This is a genomic window from Streptomyces natalensis ATCC 27448 (genome assembly GCF_000935125.1).
GTDB lineage: Bacteria > Actinomycetota > Actinomycetes > Streptomycetales > Streptomycetaceae > Streptomyces > Streptomyces natalensis.
In genome coordinates this window covers 166,521-186,190 of sequence record NZ_JRKI01000029.1, presented here as the reverse complement: position 1 = coordinate 186,190, position 19,670 = coordinate 166,521, and the positions used below count along the sequence as shown (strand labels likewise).

General features: G+C 69.5%; 15 protein-coding genes and 1 pseudogene. 9 read left to right on the top strand and 7 right to left on the bottom strand.

The features are described from left to right. Positions 1-2 precede the first annotated feature (2 nt). Positions 3-161 (top strand): hypothetical protein, encoded by a 159-nt coding sequence (locus SNA_RS42600; protein ID WP_157880020.1) that lies wholly within the window; start codon positions 3-5, stop codon positions 159-161. A gap of 9 nt (positions 162-170) precedes the next feature. Here the strand turns inward: SNA_RS42600 and SNA_RS20700 are convergent, their stop codons facing one another. From SNA_RS20700 to SNA_RS20690, 3 genes are all read right to left on the bottom strand, one after another. After that, a complete protein-coding gene (locus tag SNA_RS20700) occupies positions 171-746 on the bottom strand; it encodes a glycoside hydrolase family 25 protein (protein ID WP_030063536.1) in 576 nt (191 codons plus the stop codon). A 218-nt stretch (positions 747-964) separates the two neighbouring features. After that, positions 965-2,326 (bottom strand): hypothetical protein, encoded by a 1,362-nt coding sequence (locus SNA_RS45030; RefSeq protein WP_051877096.1) that lies wholly within the window; start codon positions 2,324-2,326, stop codon positions 965-967. Between the two features lie 292 nt (positions 2,327-2,618). Continuing rightward, positions 2,619-5,237 (bottom strand): hypothetical protein, encoded by a 2,619-nt coding sequence (locus SNA_RS20690; RefSeq protein ID WP_157880019.1) that lies wholly within the window; start codon positions 5,235-5,237, stop codon positions 2,619-2,621. Positions 5,238-5,546: 309 nt separating this feature from the next. Between SNA_RS20690 and SNA_RS20685 the strand changes: the two genes are divergently transcribed. Both SNA_RS20685 and SNA_RS45280 read left to right on the top strand, forming a co-directional pair. Next, entirely contained in the window at positions 5,547-5,999 is a 453-nt protein-coding gene (locus SNA_RS20685; protein ID WP_051877095.1) for a YrhB domain-containing protein, read from the top strand. Between the two features lie 440 nt (positions 6,000-6,439). Next, a pseudogene (locus SNA_RS45280) lies at positions 6,440-6,892 on the top strand (TSUP family transporter); the annotation flags it as partial. An 18-nt stretch (positions 6,893-6,910) separates the two neighbouring features. Here SNA_RS45280 and SNA_RS20680 read toward each other — a convergent pair. Together SNA_RS20680 and SNA_RS20675 are read right to left on the bottom strand one after the other, a co-directional pair. Beyond that, complete coding sequence (locus SNA_RS20680) at positions 6,911-7,729, bottom strand: hypothetical protein (protein ID WP_051877094.1); 819 nt, start codon at positions 7,727-7,729, stop codon at positions 6,911-6,913. Positions 7,730-7,813: 84 nt separating this feature from the next. Further along, complete coding sequence (locus SNA_RS20675) at positions 7,814-8,443, bottom strand: RNA polymerase sigma factor (protein ID WP_030063530.1); 630 nt, start codon at positions 8,441-8,443, stop codon at positions 7,814-7,816. A 434-nt stretch (positions 8,444-8,877) separates the two neighbouring features. Here SNA_RS20675 and SNA_RS20670 point away from each other — a divergent pair, with 434 nt between their 5' ends. The 3 genes from SNA_RS20670 (at position 8,878) to SNA_RS20660 (ending at position 14,424) form a co-directional block, all read left to right on the top strand. Continuing rightward, positions 8,878-9,714, top strand: coding sequence for a hypothetical protein (locus SNA_RS20670; RefSeq protein ID WP_157880018.1), 837 nt, complete (start codon positions 8,878-8,880; stop codon positions 9,712-9,714). Between the two features lie 14 nt (positions 9,715-9,728). Beyond that, entirely contained in the window at positions 9,729-12,092 is a 2,364-nt protein-coding gene (locus tag SNA_RS20665; protein ID WP_241779761.1) for a bifunctional polysaccharide deacetylase/glycosyltransferase family 2 protein, read from the top strand. 79 nt (positions 12,093-12,171) lie between these two features. Continuing rightward, positions 12,172-14,424 (top strand): transglycosylase domain-containing protein, encoded by a 2,253-nt coding sequence (locus tag SNA_RS20660; protein ID WP_078970060.1) that lies wholly within the window; start codon positions 12,172-12,174, stop codon positions 14,422-14,424. A gap of 181 nt (positions 14,425-14,605) precedes the next feature. Here SNA_RS20660 and SNA_RS20655 read toward each other — a convergent pair whose 3' ends face one another. Both SNA_RS20655 and SNA_RS20650 read right to left on the bottom strand, forming a co-directional pair. Continuing rightward, positions 14,606-15,178 carry a nitroreductase/quinone reductase family protein gene (locus SNA_RS20655; protein ID WP_063752416.1) on the bottom strand — a complete coding sequence of 191 codons (573 nt, stop codon included), beginning with the start codon at positions 15,176-15,178 and terminating at the stop codon, positions 14,606-14,608. After that, positions 15,175-16,680 carry a GMC family oxidoreductase N-terminal domain-containing protein gene (locus tag SNA_RS20650; RefSeq protein WP_198535101.1) on the bottom strand — a complete coding sequence of 502 codons (1,506 nt, stop codon included), beginning with the start codon at positions 16,678-16,680 and terminating at the stop codon, positions 15,175-15,177. The genes SNA_RS20655 and SNA_RS20650 overlap by 4 nt, the downstream gene beginning before the upstream one ends. A gap of 117 nt (positions 16,681-16,797) precedes the next feature. On the opposite strand from SNA_RS20650, the gene SNA_RS20645 reads away from it, so the two are divergent. The 3 genes from SNA_RS20645 to SNA_RS20635 all read left to right on the top strand — a co-directional run bounded on the left by SNA_RS20645 (position 16,798) and on the right by SNA_RS20635 (position 19,669). Next, a complete protein-coding gene (locus tag SNA_RS20645; RefSeq protein ID WP_051877091.1) occupies positions 16,798-18,219 on the top strand; it encodes a cytochrome P450 in 1,422 nt (473 codons plus the stop codon). Positions 18,220-18,647: 428 nt separating this feature from the next. Beyond that, positions 18,648-19,283 (top strand): DUF6230 family protein, encoded by a 636-nt coding sequence (locus SNA_RS20640; RefSeq protein WP_044366144.1) that lies wholly within the window; start codon positions 18,648-18,650, stop codon positions 19,281-19,283. Further along, entirely contained in the window at positions 19,280-19,669 is a 390-nt protein-coding gene (locus SNA_RS20635) for a DUF6114 domain-containing protein (protein WP_030063518.1), read from the top strand. The genes SNA_RS20640 and SNA_RS20635 overlap by 4 nt, the downstream gene beginning before the upstream one ends. The last annotated feature ends 1 nt before the right edge of the window (position 19,670 follow it).

Here is a 19,670-nt window from a genome sequence, read left to right as displayed (position 1 = left end):
TCGTGTCCGATCGGGCACTCGCCGTGGAAGCGGTGCCGAGTTATGGCGAGGGCGTCGATCTGAACAGCGGCGTTCACCACCCGACGAACCCGCACAACTTCACCGGAGCCGCCCGGCACTTCGGGCGGCTCGCGTGGACCTGGCAACGCAACGTTCGTTGAAGGGCAGGGTCACGCCGGGGCGTGGATCGCGGTGCCGCTGGCCCAGTTCGACATCGCCGCACGGCTGTCGAATCGGGCGACATTGGTGTCGAGGGGGTGCTGTGTGTACTGGTGGATGAGCCAGGGCGCGGTGATGTGGGGGTGGCCGGGAGGGGTGTCGTAGTCGGCGATCCACAGGCCGTCGCCCGCGTGGGAACTCGTGTCATGGTGGAGCCAGAAGTCCCGGTTGCAGTAAAGGATCACGCGGTGGTTGGGACGCAGCGCCTTGATCTTGCGGAGAATGGCGTCCTTCTCGTCGCTGGATGCACGGGTGCCGGGCTTGGTGGTCTCCCAGTCGACGGCGAGTATGTCCCCTTCGCGGCTGTCGCACTGCTCGACGAAGTACTGTGCTTGTGCGTCCACGTTGCCCGGCCACAGGAACTGGTAGAAGCCGACGACGAGTCCGGCGGACCGGGCGATCGCCGCTTGCTTCTTCTGCTCGGGGTTGGGGTAAGTGTGGCCTTCGCTGGCCTTGACGATCACGAAGTCCATTCCGCTGATGCTGAAGGACGAGTTGTTACTGGATACGTCTATACCTTTGAGCATGGGGAGCTCCTGAATGTGAAGCGCGCACATGGACCCTATGGAAAGGGCCCATAGCGTCGTATGACTGGATGTCGCCAACTCTTTTCGTGACCCAAGAGCGCTGCGGTTGTTGGCTGATTCGCTTGTGCCCCTGGCAACTGCTGGTTTGGGTGAGCCTGCGTTCGCCGCGGTATCGGCCCGCAACCCGTCGACGGTTGCCCGGCCGAAAAGCGGCCTGGTCAGCAGGCCCAGCCCCTGCTCGGCCGGTTGGGGTCGAACTGCTGGACCTTCGAGGCGAGGTTGGAGCCGTCTGCAGCAACGCCGTGATTGTTGCGAAGGCACCCGATTGCGGCAGCTATCGATGCCACCGGATCGTAGATATTCACCGACGTACCGGGGACGTGCTGCGATGCGAACGACTGCGGAATCAGCTGCACGATACCTCGGGAGCACTGGAATGGGGCCAGCGCGCCGTTGATCTTCCGGGGTGGCCCACTGCGTCGTTGACCGTCTCCGAAGTCATGGACCTCGCTGAAGCCGTGCGGAGTTATGGCGTTGCTGTCCCACAGGTTGCAGACATTCGGGTTGCCGGACGCCTCGCGAGCGGCGGCAGTCTTGAACCCCCTTATCCAGTTGCTGTTCGCGGGAACTCCAGCCGCCGAACACCCCTGCGTGATCCATTCCTCGAGGGTGCCACCGCTCACATGCCGGTTGAACGTCACTTCCTTCGGGCTGATTTCCCCTGACATGTCGACGCCGGTGCCACTCGTCGGCCCGCCCGCAGGCGTGGAACCGAAACGGACCTGGAACAGTCCCGAGCGCTGTCCGAGTTCCTTCAGCGATGCTTCACCGGGTATCCCCGTGGCATCGCCTTCGGCGAAATGCAGCACAGTACGGCGAAAGTCGTCATAGAGGGACTGCGTGGCCTGCTCGAAGATTCCGGTTGGATCGGCCACCACCGTATGCATGACCTTCTCCAGCCCCTCCTGCACCAGGGCCACATCGACCTTGGCGCTGGCAGACCCGGCTGGCTGCGCCTCTTGCTCCTGGACGCTGTGCGTTGCGGCCCACACCACCTGGTTCATGTCGATCCAGGGCAGCACCAGCGCCGGCGTCGAGCCTGCGCGTACGTTGAACAGCTCTGACCGCCTTCCCAGTTCGACGAGCGACTGCGTTCCGGGGACGCCTGTGGCCTCCGCCCCGGAGTAGCCCAGCTTCTCCTTGCGGAATCTGTCGTAGAGCTGCTGCGTCTCAGCTTCGAACACGCCGTGCGGGTCGCCCGGGGCGACACCCATGACCTTCTCCAGTGCGTCCTGCACCAGCGCCACATCGTCGGCAGGGTTGCTGTTGCCCGCATCCGCCACCTTCTCTTCGGCCACGGAGTGGGCGGCCGCCCAGATGAGCTGCTTCGAGGACACCCACGGCAACGCGGCTTCCACGGGCGTCGTAGGGGGAGAGCCGACCGCACCGGATGAGGCGGTGGCCTGGTACGTGAAGCCGGCCTTGCCCTTCAAACCGGGATCGGCCGTGACGACACCTTCCGTGAAGGCCGGCAGCCCGTAGCCGTAGAGGTAACCGTCCCTTCGGGGACGTGTTTTCACGTATACACCGTTGCCTTCGGCCGAACCATTGGCGTTGGTGTCCCCTCCGGGGTGTTACGGTCGGGCGATAGGTCGTCCGGGAGCGCCGTTCAAGAACACTCCCGAAAGGAACGAACACGACGCGCCCGGGCACGGTGATCGGCCCCGTGCGCCGTCGATGAGCAGCCCCGCGCCGACCTCCGCCGGGCGATGGCGTCCGGCGAGCCGGTCGACGAGATGGTCGAGTCCTTCATCGCCCCGCTGGTCGAAAGGGCGGTCCCAGGAGCGGCCGTTCACCGTAGCGGTGCCGGGGTCAGGGGATCGCGCCTTTGCAAAAGGCCCGCACGGTTTCGTCGAAAGCGGGGTCGGCAAAGTAGTTCGAGTGCCCCAAGGTTGCTGGATAGCAGGGGTCGCCCGGCTGGCGTGCGAAGCCAGACGGGTCGAGGAGCTGTCGGTCGACGGGAGGCGGAACCGGGTTCACCGGCTCGCCCGCTTTCGGTAGTTGGGCCGGTGCGAGGACCCAACTGCCGATCGGGTCTGACAGACGATACAGATTGCGCCATGGCCAATGGTCGGCGTCGGCATCCGGCGCTCCCGCGACCAGCAGGGTACCGATACGTTCGAGACTGCTCGCGTTGAAGTATGCGGGGAAGAACCGGACGAACATGTGGGTCAGCGGGCAGCCGTACGTGAGCAGCCGGACGCGACTGTCGGCTGCGGTCGTCGTCTGCAAGACCAGGGCCGCCCCGATCACCGAACCCTGGGAGTGGCAGGAGAGGATCACATGCCCCTTCCTCGCCAGCAGCCCCCGGTTCGCGGTCAAGTACTCCACCCGCTTCAGAAGATCGGGGATGGTGCGCTCGGCATAGCAGGGGGGTGCCAGCGGGTGGGTCTCGCGCGGCCAGAACGAACCGATGTCCCACAGGATGCCCACGGTCCGGCGGAAGCGCGGGCTCCTGTACGCCTGTTTGCCTGCCCAGAGCATCCCCAGGAACCCGGCGCTCAGGACGAGGTTGGACAGCAGGACCAACCACTGCTGGTCCGTGACCGGCTTGGAATCGAGCGCGAACGCGATGGTGCCCGCCACGACCACAGTCGCGGCTACGAGTACGAAGCTCCCGAGGCCGCGCTGTCCTCTGCGCTCGATCAACTGCCCCAGTGCCCAAGACGTGGCGATTTCCTTGCATCGGCGGGGATCTCCGCTGGTGGGGCGGTACACCCTGTCGACCTCGTGGGCGAAGTGACCTCGGGCGCCACGCTGCGCCAGCCAGGAGATCACGGCGATGACGATGGCAACGGCGACGAGGAGGGACACGGCTGTGCCCGTCCAGAAGTAGGCATCCGGCACGATCAGTTGGGCCTGCTTCGCTGCCTTGTCCCAGCGCTGAGCGACCGTGGGCGCACCCAGAATTTCGGCCGTGCGCATCATCAGTCCTGAGGCCAGGGCACCGGCGAGCGCCCAGCTGAGGAGCGCGACGCCGGTCAGAACGAAGCCGCCCCACGGTTGCCGCGGGAGATCCTTGAGGGAAGATGCTGTGGCGGGCGGGCAGGCCAGGAGTCTGGAGAGAAGCTGGGAGACGAAAAGGAGAACCAGCATCGCAGCCTGGGCGATGAACAGTACGTGGATCCACGCCACTTCCCACGGCAGCTGGCTCGCGGCCGAATTCTCACCGCCCTTGGAACCCCACGAAGCCGCCACCCCTGCACCGACGACCAGGACAAGCGCTCCCCAAGGCAGAAACCCGTACAGATCACGCTCGGAAGAGACCCGATCCTGGGCGCTCGGACGGATACGTCTCGCAGTCCCGGGGAGTGCCACCATGACGATGACGAACGCCAGCAAGACCAGCGCCACCACCAGGCACAGGCTGCGGAAGAACGCCGTCCCCGCCTCCCAACGGTTGTTGTCCGTCAAGGCGTTGAGGCCGCGCCGGGCAGGGTCGACCAGAGGGGCCAGGATGAACACCGTCGTGATGGCGAACGCGCCCGCGATGTGCAGGGCACGCAGACGGCGTACCGGCCCGCGCCCGTTCCACATGCGGCGGTCTTCGAGCGGTGTTCGGACGTCGGGAGTGCCGGGGCTCTGCGATACCGGCTGTGCCTCCGCGACCCGCCACGTCTTGTTGCCTAGATACCACAGCAGTGCAATCAGAGCGATCGGGAAAACGGCCGTCACAGTGAGATGGCGTCCGGGCGAGTCGAGCCAGCCGTACTGCAGCCACCGAAGCCAGCCCGTACCTCCGGCGCAAGCCTTCGCCCCGGCTGGGCGGCCGAGGGCCGCGTTGCCGCACTGCCAACCGACCAGGTCGACCGAGGCCGAGATCCCGCCGAGGACATAGGCTCCGGTGAGGGAAATGGCCAGTAGCCGCTGGACGACGGTTCGGAAGGCCACATGCCAAGTCGTGTCGCTGGCTTGATGGCCGCGGTCAGTGAAGAAGGCCAGGTTGAGGAGCATGAACGGCAACAGAAGGAGCCATAGGGCCCGTTGATTGTCCCCTGACGTCAGCCCGCCCCAGGAGTAGGTCTCACGGCGGAATTTCTTGGTGTCCTCGGAGACTCGCCTGGTTTCCCATTCACGTCGGTAGAAGCCGGCCCGCTCGTCCCCCGCGACGCGAGCGACGCACGGATGACCGAGTGAGGACTCCGGAGGGGTGCCCGACACGCCGTGGACCCGCAGCTCGGTCCAGCCCTTGGAGCCGTGGTTGACGTAAAGGCCCATTGCCGCCTCCTGACGAACAGACCCCACGCTCCCAGCATCAGCGCTGTGTGCAGCACCTGCCAGTCGATCAGCCGCTCTCGGTATCTCTAGCGGTGGTTTGTTGGACGGGCAGTAGAGTTCGAGGGGGCTGTCTGCGGAAACGGCGTTGATCAGGTGCTGGAGATCGGCGGGCGGTGGCGTCGTCGACCATGCCCGCCAGTAGCGCTGAAGCATGGTCCAGGGCGTCAGCCGATCACGGACGGCTCGTACGGCCGGGAGCAAGCAGGTCCGCTGGGCTGCTGGGACGGTGTGGGTCCCTCTCTCGCGCAGCTCGGCGCCGAGCGTCATCAGGTGCAGCACCGAGCGGAGAAACGGTCGAGCCGAGGAGAAGCTCGTTGCTCTCGATCGCAGTCCGGAACGCGACCGCAGCACCGACGGGGCGGTCCCAGCGACCTCGGCATGCTCGTGATCGCGAAGCCCTCCGGCCCGAGGCGAGAAGGAAATCCGCTGGTCGTTCGCTCTCCGGTGGGAGATGCTGCCTGAATGATCGACCGTGAATTCGCCGTCCGGCTGGTGGAGGCTCAGCTGGAGCGCGAGTCGCCAGGGCAGCTGCTGGTGGCGCATGTCGAGGAGCACGAACTGGTGTGGATCGTCTCCTACCAGTCCGCCGAGTATGTGCGCACGGGAGATTTTTCTCAGCAGCTGGTGGGCAATGGCCCGTTTCTCGTTGACCGCGTTGACGGCGGACTGCATTCGATCGGTGTGGTGTCCGCGGTCACCGGTGCGTGGGAAGCGGACTACCGGACTCGCATCCGGAAGACGGCGACACGAACGGCGGTGGATGACCTGCACGACGAGATACGCCAGGCCACGGCAACTCGTGGGCGGATCTTCGCTATGCACATGCTGCGGCAGAGGATTCCGGCGCTTGCTCACGCGGAGGGCGTGGGCGACTCTCGGGTCGAGCGGTGCCGGGCGCCCCGCGACTGCCCTTAGCTCGGTGTACCCGGCGGCCAGATCCACGTGCGAGCCAGGGCCGTCGGAATCGGCGGTTCCGAGCGCGGCGAGCAGCCGGCGGACCTCGCACCTGGGCCGTTGCCGTGGCCAGAGCCGCGGCCTGACGCCGGTGCGCGGCGAAAGGGGCGGGCGGCGGGCGCGGCCGCGGGGCCGGTGCCGGGCGTCGGTCATGGGTGCAGGGTGACGCGGCTGGCGGTGCTGCGCATGAGCCACGTTGTCGCCTGTTGCCCGTGTATTGCGGGAACCACTGCGCTGCCGCCGCCACAGCCATTGATCATTGCGGCCTGACGGAAGGAAAGCTGTGCGGGATCAATCTTGAGGACCCCCGTAAGGAGCCGTCTGTGACGAGCAGTTGGGCAGCCGATCTCTTGCTGGGCGGCATTGTCTTGTTGGGCGCGTCGGTGCAGTGGCTCACAGGTATGGGGTTCGCGCTCGTCGCAGTTCCTGCGCTGGTGCTGGTTCTTGGCCCGGCCGAGGGGGTGGTGCTGGCCAACCGTGCTGCCGGTGCCATCAGCTTGGCGGGGCTTGCCGGAGGCCGGCGCAGGGTGCGGCTGACTGCGATGGTTCCCCTGGTCGTCGCGTCTGCATGCACTGTCCCTGCCGGCGCATGGGTGGCTGCCCGTCTGCCTGAGCCCGAGTTGTTGATGGCGATGGGCGGCCTGGTGAGCGCGGCCGTGCTGCTGGTGAAGCGGGGTGCCCGGGTGCCGGCGGCCACGCTGGTGACCACCACCAGGGGGGCGATTGAGGGCATCCGGAGGGCGCACCGCCTCGCGGAAGGTCTGGATGGCGCCGTATGGGGGAGGGGGCACGACACCGGAACCGCTACCAGTGTGGGCGGCTCTCCGCCGCTTCCGGGTGCGGTCGTGGCAGGGATGGGGCACGGCGCGGGGCTACGGGTGCTTCCCGCTGCCCGTCCCGCCGTTTGCCTGGTCGTTCCCGGTCGCGTCGTGCGTGCCGCCGGGGTTGGCGCCGGGGGTGTCGTTGCCGGAGGAGCCGGTGTTCCCCGCTGTCCCGTTGCCGGCGTTCGCGGCGCCCTTGCCGGGTTTGTTCGTGCCGGCCGGCACGCTTGGCGTGGCCGTCGCCCGCCTCAGCTGCTCGGAGCAGTACGCGGCGATCTTGTCCTTTCCGCCGGCCGCCGCGACGAGCCGCTGCCAGGCCGTCGCCTCGAGTGCTTTGCCGCGCCTTTCGACCTGCTTGTAGGCGCGGCAGTGGGCCTCGGTGTCCTGGGCGGGGGAGGGGCGGTCCCTGTGTCCGGCGTGGCCGGAGGGTGCCGACGAGGCCGTACCGCCCGGCCGGTCCGGGGCGATGGCAGTGGGGTGCGCGGTCCCCCGGCCGGTACCGCCGCTGTCGGCGGACGGGCCGGCCGACCCGATGGCTGCGACCGCGACACCGCCCAGGGAGAGGCCGGCGAACACCACACTGAGAGTCATCCGCACCGGGCGCCGGACGCTCCGCTCCGCGCGCGGCCGCCAGTCGTCCCGGCGTCGGGTACGTGGCCGGCGTGCGCCCGCGCCAGGGGCGGCGGCCCGGAAGGCGGCCAGGGCCCGCTGCTCTCCCTCGGGATCGAGGCGGTCTCGACGTATGGCGTCGGCCAGCACCGTTTCCAGCGCGGCGGCGTCAGATATGTCCGACGTACCGGACACGGCGCCGTCAGGGTCCCCATGCCAGTGACGGACCGGCGCTCCGTCGTCGCTCAGCCGTTCACCCATGTCCGCTTCCGTTCCTGTCCGGCCGTTTCGATGCGCCGAGGTGCAGGCCGGACGCTTCTGGCCGCCCGCTGTCGTCCTCGTCGTTCATGTCGACTTCCCCAGCGTTGGGGACGCCTCATCCGTCACACCCTCGTCCACCTCGCCGACCCCCAGCTGGCACGCCAGACGCTTCAGGCCCCGGTGGGCGGCCGTACGCACCGCTCCCGGACGCTTGCCGAGGACGCGTGCGGAGGCGGGACCGTCCAGACCCACGACGACCCGCAGGAGTACCGCCTCGGCCTGGTCCCGCGGCAGCCCGCGGACCAGTTCCAGGGCCCGCTCGGTGGAGAGGGACTCCAGGGCCTGGTCATGGGTGTTGTGCGGGCCGGGCAGGTTCAGGACGTCCTGTTCGGTCCCGCCCGCCCGGGGCCGCACGCGCCGGCGGCGCAGGTGGTCCAGTGCCCGGTGCCGGGCTATGGTCGCGGTCCAGCCGCGGAACCCGGGCCCGTCGCCCTTGAAACGTCCGAGGTCGCGGGCTATCTCCAGCCAGGCGTCGGAGGCCACGTCCTCCGCGTCCTCGCCGACCAGCCCGTGCAGATAGCCCAGCAGGCCCGGTTGCACGATTCGATAGGCCAGCGCGAAAGCGGCGTCGTCGCCGTCCTGGGCCCGCGTGACCGCCGCGCCCAGTTCCTCGTCGTACGGCTTTGCGCGCCGGGGTTGCCGTAGCTGGCCCAAGACTGTCCTCGTTCGCACCGGGTTCATTGCGGGTCTGTGTCGTCCGCCGCGTTCCGGACGCATGGACGGCCTCATGGTGAACAGCGTCCGCCCTCACAGAAGTGTCACAACGACCCGTGTTCCTTCACACGTCGCCGCGGCCCCCGGCGTGCCGCCGTCGAAACGAGAAGACCTGCGGTGTGGCGCGGAGAACCTCGCCGCACCGGTCCCACGCGCACAGCATCGGCGGCGTGTGGTGCGGCGCGTGGTTGGGCGCGGAGCACGGATCTCGCCGCGTCCGCCGATCCCGGGTTCCGGTGTGGCCACCTGTCGATCTGAGTCCGAGTCCGGTATCGGCAGATCTGTGAACTCATGGCAGGGATCGCGCTCTCTCAGGGGATTCATCCGTCCTTTGAGTGCCAGGTGTAACACTTCCGGCCGAGTGCGCTCTTTCCATGTGGGCGACCGCGTCGGTCGGCCAGGACAAGGGGACGCGACTCGTGCGGTGGACAGACGGAAGCGGAGCGGTGTACGGCGAGGATCCGCAGGGCGGGCCGGGCTACGCCTATGCCTACAGCCATCAGTACGGCTATCCCTATGGCGACGAGTACGCAGGGGGAGTCACCACCGACACGGCCTCGCCGGGCTGGGACGGGGTACCGCCCGCGCAGTGGACGTATCCGACGGGGCAGACCGCGACGGCGTGGGACTCCCCGTACGGTGACGTCCTCACAGAGCAGCTCCCGGTGTGCGACACGGCGCAGCTCCCCGTATTCGACACGGCGCCGCTCCCGGTGTTCGACGCACCCGGCCACCCCGTGCCGGAACCTGACACGCGCCGGAGCGAGTCGGCGCGGCCCGTCTTCGTCGATTCCTCGGGGCGACGCCAGCGCCGCGTGCTCCGCGCCGCCCGGCTGATGATGATCCCCGCCGGCGGCTATGTCGCCGTGCTGATCAGCGCGATGCTGGGCGGTCCCGGCATCAGCTCCCCGTTCGTCCCGCACGCGGACTCCGCGCACTCGGCCGGCCCCAGGGCGACGGCACCCGACCCCTCGTCCGGCACCGGACACCCGGCACGGAGCGCGAGCCCCACCGCGGCGCGGAAGGGCTCCGGCGCAGCGGTGCACGAGTCCCCCAGCCCCACCGGCCGGCCGACAGCCTCCACCGCCCCTGCGGCCCCGTCCGGGCAGTCGGCTGCGCCCACCCCGACCGCCGCCCCTACCCCGACCGTCGCCCCCACCCCCTCCTCCAAGGGGCGCGCCCTCGGCACGTCCCACAAGCCCGTGAAGTGATCCAAGGCTCTGACGTGACCGACCGCCGACACCGCAACGCTCCTGCCCGCCGCCACGGACGCACCCGACAGATCACACCCCGCGCCCACTGGCTCCTGCTGAGTGTGATCGCGGTGACCCTGTCGACGGCCCTCCTGCTCCAGGGCTACACCCACCACATGTTCGGGATCACCTCGGACGCCGTGACCGGTGCCCGGGGCCGGAGCAACGCGGTGCCCCGTCAGGTGACCCACGGCGGCCCGGTGATCGCGGACGCCGCCACCTCCGCGCACACCGCCCGGGTCAAGGACCGCACCCTCGCGCTCACCTTCGATGACGGCCCCGACCCCGTCTGGACGCCGCGCGTCCTGGACGTACTGCACCGCAACCATGTGCACGCGACGTTCTTCGTCGTCGGAACCCAGGTCGTGGCCCACCCGGAGCTGGTCCGCCGGATCGTCGCCGAGGGCCACGAGATCGGTGTCCACACCTTCACCCACCCCGACCTGGCCCGCCTCGCCCCCTGGCAGCGTTCCCTGGAGCTGCGGGAGACGCAGCTGGCGGTGGCCGGTGCCGCGGGGGTCACCACCGCACTGCTCAGGCCGCCGTACTCCTCGGAGAACGATGCGCTGGACGATGCCGGCTGGTCCGTCCTCAAGCAGGCGGACGCGGCAGGCTATGTCACGGTGCTCTCCACACAGGACGCCGAGGACTGGCAGCGCCCCGGTGCCGATCGCATCCTTGCCCATGCCACACCCCACGGCCACGCCGGGCAGATCGTGCTGATGCACGACGGCGGCGGTGACCGGTCGCAGACCGTCGCCGCGCTGAGCACCCTGATTCCACGGCTCAAGGCTCAGGGCTTCCGGTTCGCCACGGTCGGCGCCTCGGTCGGCATGGCCGGGGAGCTCCGGCGCGCCGGGCCCGGCGACCAACTGCAAGGCATGGCCCTCATCGGGCTGCTGCGGGCCGGCGACTGGACCGTGTGGCTGCTCGGCGTGCTGATGTGCGTGGCCGGAGCGATCAGTGTGCTCCGCGCGGCGGTCGTGCTGATCGCGGCCCGTCGGCACCGGCGGCTGCGGACGGGGGACCGTGGCCGCTCCTGGGGGCCGCCGGTGACCGCACAGGTCAGCGTCATCGTCCCCGCGTACAACGAGAGCGCCGGGATCGAGGCGGCCGTACGCTCACTGCTCGCCTCGGACCATCCGGTGGAGATCATCGTGGTGGACGACGGTTCCACCGACGGCACCGCCGACCTGGTGGAGTCGCTCCGCCTGCCGGGGGTGCGGGTGATCCGGCAGCGGAACGCGGGCAAGCCCGCCGCGCTCAACACGGGACTCGCCGCCGCCTCGTGCGAGCTGGTGGTCATGGTCGACGGCGACACGGTCTTCGAACCCGGCACCGTCCGCACGCTCGTGCAGCCCTTCGCCGACCCCCGGGTGGGCGCCGTCTCGGGCAACGCCAAGGTCGTCAACCGCGGTGGCCTGCTGGGCCGTTGGCAGCACATCGAGTACGTGGTCGGCTTCAACCTCGACCGCCGCCTGTTCGACCTCGCCGAGTGCATGCCGACGGTCCCGGGGGCGGTCGGCGCGTTCCGCCGCCGGGCGCTGCTCGCCCTCGGCGGCGTCAGCGACGTCACCCTCGCCGAGGACACCGACCTCACCATGGCGCTGTGCCGCGCCGGCTGGCGTGTGGTCTACGAGGAGGGTGCGGTGGCCTGGACCGAGGCGCCGGCGTCACTGAACGCCCTGTGGCGGCAGCGGTACCGCTGGTGCTACGGCACCCTCCAGGCGATGTGGAAGCACCGCGGCGCCTTGGTGCAGCGCGGCGCCGCCGGGAAACTCGGCCGACGCGGCCTGGTCTACCTCCTCCTCTTCCAGGTCCTGCTGCCGCTGCTCGCCCCCGTCGTCGACATCTTCGCCGTGTACGGGCTGCTCTTCCTCGACCCGGTCCGGATCACCGGGCTCTGGCTGGCCTTCCTGCTGCTGCAACTCCTGATGGGCCGGTACGCGTTCCACCTGGACGGGGAACGGCCAGGACCGCTGTGGAGCCTGCCGTTGCAGCAGTTCGTCTACCGGCAGCTGATGTACCTGGTGGTGATCCAGTCCGTCTTCACCGCCGTTTCGGGCTCCCGCCTGAGATGGCAGCGCATGGAGCGGTACGGCAGCCTCTGGGCCCCGGCGGGCGCGCAGGATCCCGGCCACGGCCTGCCTCCGCAGGATCCCGGCTCTGCGCCCTCGGCACCGTACGACCGTCTGCCGCCGCAGGTGCCTTACGACCGTCTGCCGCAGCAGGTGCCGTACGACCCCTTCCACCAGCCGGCACCGTACGACGGCCTTGCGCAGTCCCCACCCCACAACGGTTACCGGCAGCCCCCGCCCCACAACGGTTACCGGTAGCCCGCACCACACGAGACATCGCAGTTGTACCGAGCAGTTGTACTGAGTAGTTGTTCTGAGAGGACAGTGATCCGAGCCCATGAGCGGACGCCGGCGCCGACCGTCGCAGCAGTCCAACGGCGGAGCGGCGCCGGAGAAGAGACGCGGGAGACGGTGGATCGACTACCCGCACCAGGGCAGGACGGGCCCGCGCCGCTGGCTGCCATCGGTGCGCCAACTGCTGGCGCTCTTCCTGTTCTTCTTCGGCAGTGCGGCGGCGGCCGTCGGCTATGCCTACGCCACGGTCACCATCCCCGACCCCAACCCCACAACACTCCTTCAGAACAACGTCTACTACTGGTCGGACGGCACGGTCCTGGCGACCGACGGCAGCGTCAACCGGCAGAACGTCCCGCTCTCGCAGGTCCCCGCCGACGTGCGGCGGGGCTTCATCGCTGCGGAGAACGCCTCCTTCTACACCGACCCGGGCATCGACCCGCAGGGCATCCTCCGTGCCGTCTTCCACATGGCCGAGGGCGGCACGGTGCAGTCCGGGTCGACGATCACCCAGCAGTTCGTCAAGAACACCTACCTGGACCAGTCGCAGACGGTCTCGCGGAAGCTCAAGGAACTGCTGATCTCCACCAAGATCGGTGCCGCCATGACCAAGCAGCAGATCCTCCAGGGCTATCTGAACACCTGCTTCTTCGGCCGGCAGGCCAACGGCATCCAGGCCGCGGCCCGCGCGTACTACGGCCTTCCGGTGCAGAAGCTCAATGCGAGCCAGGGAGCCTTCCTCGCCGCGGCGGTCAATGAGCCGAGCCTCTTCCAGCACGCGGACTCCGACCCCACGGCCAGGGCAACGGCCAAGGCGCGCTGGTCCTGGGTGCTCGACCGGATGGTGAAGACCGGCAAGCTGACGCCGGGGCGGCGCGCACGGTACGCGGCCGCAGGATTCCCGACACCCAGGAAGTGGAACCTCGGTTCGGGTCTCCCGGGTCAGACCGGCTACCTGGTTCAGCTCGCCCGGTCGTACGCCCAGGCACACAACCCGAGCATCACCGACGCCGGCCTGAGCAGGGGCGGCTACCAGATACACACCACCTTCGACCGGAAACGGACCGCAGCACTGGCCAGGGCCGTCGCCAAGGTCCGTGCACAACGCCTCGACCCCGCCCACCGGTCGGTCGACCGGGACGTCCAGGTCGGAGCCTCCTCGGTCGATCCCACGACCGGCAGGATCGTCGCCGTCTACGGCGGCCCCGGCTACGAGCACGCCCACTACTCGGACAACGCCGACACCTCCGGCGTCCCGGTGGGCTCGACGTTCAAACCCATCGTCCTCGCCGCCGCGCTCCAGCACCGAGCCGTACTGAAACCCGGCGAGCCCCCGGCGCCGATCACCCCGGCCAGCAAGTTCAACGGTGACGACGGCATCAAGATCAAGGACCAGCAGGGCAATTACGTCACCGACGACAAGGACCCCACCGGCCTCCTCCACCAGCACAACGACACCCCCAAGCGCTGGGGATACATCTCGTTGCGCAAGGCGATGGAGCAGTCGGTCAACACGCCGTACGTGCAACTGGGAGAGGACGTCGGCTACCCCAACGTGGTGAGTACGTCGCAGGCCCTCGGTCTGCGCCCCGACAGCCTCGCCGCCCCCAGTGCCGGCTTCTACATCGGTACCTCGACACCGAGCGCCATTCGCATGGCAGGCGCCTACTCGACCTTCGCCGCCTCCGGTATGCGGGCCACCCCCTACTCGGTGACCAAGGTGACCCACAACGGCTCCGCCCTCCCCGGCTTCGCCGCCCCCGCCCCCGTACGGGCGCTGCCGAACGCCATCGCCGACAACGTGACCGACGTCCTCCGCGGCGTCATAGCCAAGGGCACCGGTACCAAGGCCCAGGCCCTCGGCAGGACGGCCGCGGGCAAGACCGGTACCACCGACGACTACCACTCGGCCTGGTTCGTCGGCTACACCCCCCAACTGTCCACCTCCGTGGTCCTCTTCCGCGAGGACGCGGCCCACCCCCAGCTCCAGTCCCTGGTGGGCGTCGGCGGCCTGCAGAAGGTGTTCGGCGGCGACATCCCCACCGAAATCTGGACCCAGTACATGAGCGACGCCCTCGTCGGCCTCCCCGACGCCCCCTTCCCCACCCCCGTCTCCCTTGGCCATGGTGCCAACGAGCCGGGCGGCCCCGCACCTTCCCCGTCCGCCACCCCCGCCAAGAAGGGCGGAAAGACCAGCAGGACCGGCAAGGCCGGCAAGAGGACGGCCGCCACTCCCACCCCCATGCCGGGCGCTCCGACAACGAGTCCCAAGTGCCGCCACCACAAGTGCCGGTGACCGTGAGCGAACACGACGGTCCGGCTCCCCGGCATTGCCCGGCTGACAGCCGGCCCGTTCGTGACCTTGGGCAGCCGACCGGTGGCATCAGCCTTGTCCGGATGCCGGGGCAGCGGGTGCGAGAACCGGCGCGTGACGGGCCGGTCTTGGGCTCTGTATGCCGGGTTCAGTCAGTGGCGTATCAAGGGCGGAGTCCGTCCGGCTCGCGGCCAAGCGCGGTCGGTGGCGTAGCTGGGAACGTTGCGCAGGGGGTGCCGGTGCCGTCAGTGGGGCGGTCGACGGGTGGGGCAGTGAGCGGGGCAAGGCTGAAGACCCGGATGTCGCGGCTGGTGCGGGCGGCGTAGGTGTCGTAAAAGGGGATGGCGAGCAGGATGCGGTTGCGTTGTCGTTCCTTTTCACAGGTGGTGAGCCGGCGAGCCGTAACCTGCCAGGAGCGTCCTTGGGCGGTGACGGTGGCCTGGGGCTGGTGGAGCAGGTTGGTGCTCCAGGCCGGGTGGTGGGGGCGGCCGAAGTTGCTGCCGATGACCAGCCAGGTTCCGTCCGCGGCCCGATGCGCGGCCAGGGGCGTGGCGCGTGGGCGCCCGGTGCGGTGACCTGTGGTGCCCAGCACGATCGTGTCCAGGACGAGTTTGCTCGGCAGCAGCCGTCCTCGGGTCAGGCGATGGATGAACAGGTCGCAGCGCGGCAGCACATAGGGGGCGATGCGGAGAACGGCGCGGTTGGTGGCCATGCTGGTGAAGAGGGTGTGGTTCACGGGGCGGCCTCGGTTGTCGGGTCCGGTACGTGCTGGTACGGCTCGCCCTGGGCGGGGCGTTGGTCTGGTCGGCCTGAGGCGGGCCAGGCCGCGCACGCGCGTTCCGCCAGCGCGGTCACGGTGAGTGCGGGGTTCACGCCAAGGTTGCCGGGGACGGCGGAGGCGTCGATGACATGCAGGGTCGGGTAGCCGTGGACGCGGTGATAGAGGTCGGCGACGCTCGTGACCGGGTGGCTGCCGATCGGGCAGCCGCCCATCAGGTGGGCGGTGACCGGCAGTTGCAGGGCGGTGTTCCACAGGAGTGTCGACCGGCCGCCGATGCGCCGGGCGTAGTGGTGGGCGACCGCCTCGGCAGCGGCCAGCCGTACGGGTTCAGGTTGCGGGCTTCCCGGACGGAAGGTCAGTCTCCCGTGGCGGTAGCGGCTGGTCAGGTGGGAGTCGCCCTGCTCCATGGCGAAGAGGATGGCGGTACGTCGGCCGAAGTCCCGCCACGAAAGACCGCCCGGCCGTGCGAGCAGAGCGGCCGGATGGGTTCCGGGCCCGAGCCGGCACAGCTGGACGAGGAGGTCTGGTCGCGGTCGCAGCGCGGAGCTGATCGCCACACCGGGCCCGACGTCGAAGCTGTCGGTGGACGCGGCGGCGAACACCTCGCGGTTGGTACGTGTGCGGGTGCCCAGCGCCGGGGACAGGTGCGGCAGGTACGGGCGTGAGCGGTGCAGGAGTTCTGCGGTGCCCCAGGCCCCGGCAGCGAGAACGACTTGATGCGCCGTCAGTACGGTGTGGGACCGGGTGATACCGGTGCCGTGGCGCGTGTGCACCTGCCAGGTGCCGTCCGGTTGCGGGATGAGTCTGCGGGCCTCGGCCAGGGGCCGGATGTCGGCTCCGGCTCGCTGGGCGAGGTGCAGATAGTTGTGGTCCAGGGAGTTCTTGGCGCCGACGCGGCAGCCGAGCGTGCACCGGCCGCATTCCGTGCAGCCGGCCCGTGCCGGGCCCCGGCCGTCGAAGAAGGGGTCCGGCACCGTACGCCCGGTGGGGCCGAAGTGGATGCCGACCCGGGTGGCATGGACGCCGCCGGGCACCCCGAGTGCTGTGGCCACTTCGCGCAGTGCGTCGTCCCCTGCCGCCTGCCGGGGAACGAGTGTGGTGCCCAGTATCCGTTCCGCCAGCGCGTAGTACGGGGCGAGTTCCTGCTCCCAGTCGAGGGACGGATCCCAGGAAGCCTCGCGGAAAACGGCCCCGTCGGGCCGGTAGTGGACGCCGGCGTAGACAAGGGATCCGCCGCCGACCCCGACACCCATCAGTGCGGCCAGCCGGCGTCGTACCCGTAGGCGTGCGATGCCGTGCCAGCCGAGCCAGGGCGCCCACAGCAGGCGGTGCGCCTGCCACGGGGAGGTGGCGAAGTCCTCCGGCCGCCATCTGCGCCCGGCTTCGACGACCGTGACGCGGTAGCCCTTCTCCGCCAGACGCAGTGCCGCGACGCTCCCGCCGAACCCCGAGCCCACGACAAGCACATCACACGAGCATGACCCAACCGCACCCCTCATCACGATCAGTACATTATCGGTTGCAGTGTGCGCCCATCATTCGATCAGTCAGAGAGAGGGCCTGTGGCTGTTTCCGTGCCTCCCCCCGTCGTCCCGACCGCTCCGGGTTCGCTGCCCCTGCTCGGGCACGGCCTCAAACTCCTGACCGACCCGCTCAACTTCATGGCGTCGCTCAACGAGCTGGGTCCTCTGGTACGGATGCGGGGCCCCGCCTTCACGCCCGACGTCTACCTGGTCAACTCGCCTGAACTCCTCCACCAGTTGCTGGTGACCGATGCCCGCAACTACGCCCAGGCGAGGATCACGGCCGGCATCGGCTCCCAGTTCGGCATCAGCCTTGTGATGGATATGGACTTCGACGGGTTGACGCTGTTCGGATCACACCGCAGGCACCGGCGTGCCGTGCAGCCGGCCTTCCACCCTCACCGCATCGTCGCCGGAACACCTGCACTGCGGCGGGCCGCCCAGGAGGCCATGGCCCGCTGGCGCCCTGGCGCGACGATCCGGCTGGACAAGGAGATGGCCGGCCTCGCCTACCGGGTCAACGCCCGCGCAGTGTGCGGGGACACTCCGGCCCTCGACCAGGTGACGGCCGCTCTCTCGGCCGTGAGTTCCCAGACCACCCGTGGCCTGTACTGGCGCCTTGCTCTCCCGCAGTTCGCCCACCTCAAGCACGTGCCGGGCACAGGCAGGTTCCTGCGGGCGCTGTCCGACCTGCGCACCGCGGTCACGGCGGCGCTCACCCACCAGCGCAGTCAGGATGCGGCCGATGGCAGCGTCTTGTCTCAGCTCCTGCAAGCCCGTTACACCGACACGGACGAACCGCTCGACGACCAGCAGATCATCGCCGACATTCTGTTCCTCATCTGGGCCGCGACGCACGGCCTGAAGGAGGTGCTGCCCCACGTCTTCCACGAGCTGGCGCGCCATTCGGACATCGAACGGCGAGTGCACCAAGAGATCGACTCCGTCATCCAGGGCCGCCCCGTGCAGGCCGAGCACCTCACCGCGCTCGAGTACACCCGGCGCGTCGTCAAGGAGACGCTGCGGCTGCACCCCGCCCCCTGGATGCTGGGCCGGCGCACCCTCGTCCCCGTGCGCCTCGGCACGGCCGAACTCCCCGCCGGCACCGAACTTGCCTACTGCACCTACGCGTTGCACCGCAATCCCGCCGTTCACCCCGACCCGCTGCGTTTCGACCCCGACCGCTGGCTGCCCGACCGCGCGAAGACCCTGGCCCGCTGCGCCGACATCCCCTTCGGCGCGGGGGTACGCAAATGCATCGGCGACACCCTGACGATGAACCAGCTTCTGACCGCCGTGGCCACCATCGCGGCCCGCTGGCAACTGCGCGCCGTGCCAGGACACCACTATCGGCCGCACGCCCGCATCGTCATCTCCCCCGGCCCGATGCCCATGGCCTGCCACCCCCGCAGCGAAGGAGGGTATGGGCAGCAGCGCATGCGGCCGGACGGGCCGCCCTGGCAGACAACCTGACGACGGTAGATCATCCTTCACGGTTGTATGCACAACGCGGCCGTAACAGGGATGTGGCGGGCGACGTTACGCGGGCGTGGACATGGGTACGCAGGTCGTCGGCCGGGACGGTACGGACGCTGAAGATCACCGGATGGGGCACGAAGGACACCGCTGGCGTCGGTTCCGGTCGCCTTTGGTCCCGGCTGCTCCGGCAACCGCAGGGGTAGGGGTAACGGGTCTGGTCACGCAGGGGACGGCGGCTGCCTCGTTGGGGGCCTGTGCGTCAGCGTGCCGGTGCCGGCCCGGCTGGGCGAAATCATGCTGCGGGGTACGGCCGAGACCAAAGAGCCGGTCCGGACCACAGGGTTGGCCGTCCAGAGAGATCAGCCCTCCGGCGACATCGATGACAACCGGTGTGGTGCACTCAGCCGGTGAAGGGAGGATCGGTGCTCCCGCCTGAGACGGCCGTTGGGCCGGACGCCGTCGTCAGCGACTCCTCCGCTCTGACGCCTACCGGCCGGACCAGCCGCCTGCGATTCGCTTTGGCGCTGGCGCCTCTGCTCGTAGGCGCCTCCGTTCTGCTGGCCGGGAGCGCCGCGGGGGCCGTCTCCGTGGCGTTCGCGGGGGAGCTGCCGGTCACGGTCCACGCCGAGCGGATGTCCGGGTCAGGTGTGTCGGCCTCTCCGAGTGCCTCCGGGCACGGCGGGCTGCTGCCGACGCTGGCCACCGGCATGCAGAAAGCCACCGTGGAGGACGCCTGCGTGACCTCCACCGCCCACCTGCCGCTCGCCGGCGCGGTGACGGCCGTCGTGCGTATCAAGCGAGCCTCCGCCACTGACCTGACGGTGGAGGCAGGCATGGCCACGGCCCGGTCGGTGAAGCTCTCCGGCGCGAAGTTCAACACCCCGCAGGTGTCACTGGACCGGCCGACGGGCCTGTTCACCGTCGGTGCCGAGACCGTCAGCGGCAGCGGGGTGACCGTGCAGCCGCACGCCTTCACGGCCGGGACGATCACATCCCAGGGTGTCGCGATCGAGCTACGCCGGGGAGAGGGCGGCTGCGAACCGGGAGCGACCCGATGACCACAGCGCTGCGACCCGGTTGGCGGCCCCGGTGGCGCAGGTGGCGTCGGAACCGCCCGTTCGCGGCCGGGCTGCTGCTGGGGCTGGGCGGGCTGGAGTTGATCTGCGTTTCCTGGGTGGGGCTGGGGTTCCTGCGGTTCACCGGCACCGCGGGCGCCGCCTCGTGGACCCTGGGCGCCGTGTTCGTCGTCTCCGGCGTGACGACGTGGCGCAACCCGGCCCTGCGCTACTTCTCCGGCGTCCTGGCCGCCGTGCTGTCCCTGGTCACTCTGGTCGCCGCCAACCTCGGCGGCCTGCTGCTGGGCTTCCTGCTCACCGCCGTCGGCAGCGCCCTGGCCCTGGCCTGGATCCCCCAGCAGGCGCTTTCGAACCCAGAGGAGTCCTGAG

Excerpts from the sequence above, each read along its gene's own strand:
- SNA_RS20700 (WP_030063536.1), bottom strand. The coding sequence starts at position 746 with ATGCTCAAAGGTATAGACGTATCCAGTAACAACTCGTCCTTCAGCATC.
- SNA_RS20690 (WP_157880019.1), bottom strand. The coding sequence starts at position 5,237 with ATGCTTCAGCGCTACTGGCGGGCATGGTCGACGACGCCACCGCCCGCC.
- SNA_RS20685 (WP_051877095.1), top strand. The coding sequence starts at position 5,547 with ATGATCGACCGTGAATTCGCCGTCCGGCTGGTGGAGGCTCAGCTGGAG.
- SNA_RS20680 (WP_051877094.1), bottom strand. The coding sequence starts at position 7,729 with ATGGGTGAACGGCTGAGCGACGACGGAGCGCCGGTCCGTCACTGGCAT.
- SNA_RS20670 (WP_157880018.1), top strand. The coding sequence starts at position 8,878 with ATGTGGGCGACCGCGTCGGTCGGCCAGGACAAGGGGACGCGACTCGTG.
- SNA_RS20660 (WP_078970060.1), top strand. The coding sequence starts at position 12,172 with ATGAGCGGACGCCGGCGCCGACCGTCGCAGCAGTCCAACGGCGGAGCG.
- SNA_RS20635 (WP_030063518.1), top strand. The coding sequence starts at position 19,280 with ATGACCACAGCGCTGCGACCCGGTTGGCGGCCCCGGTGGCGCAGGTGG.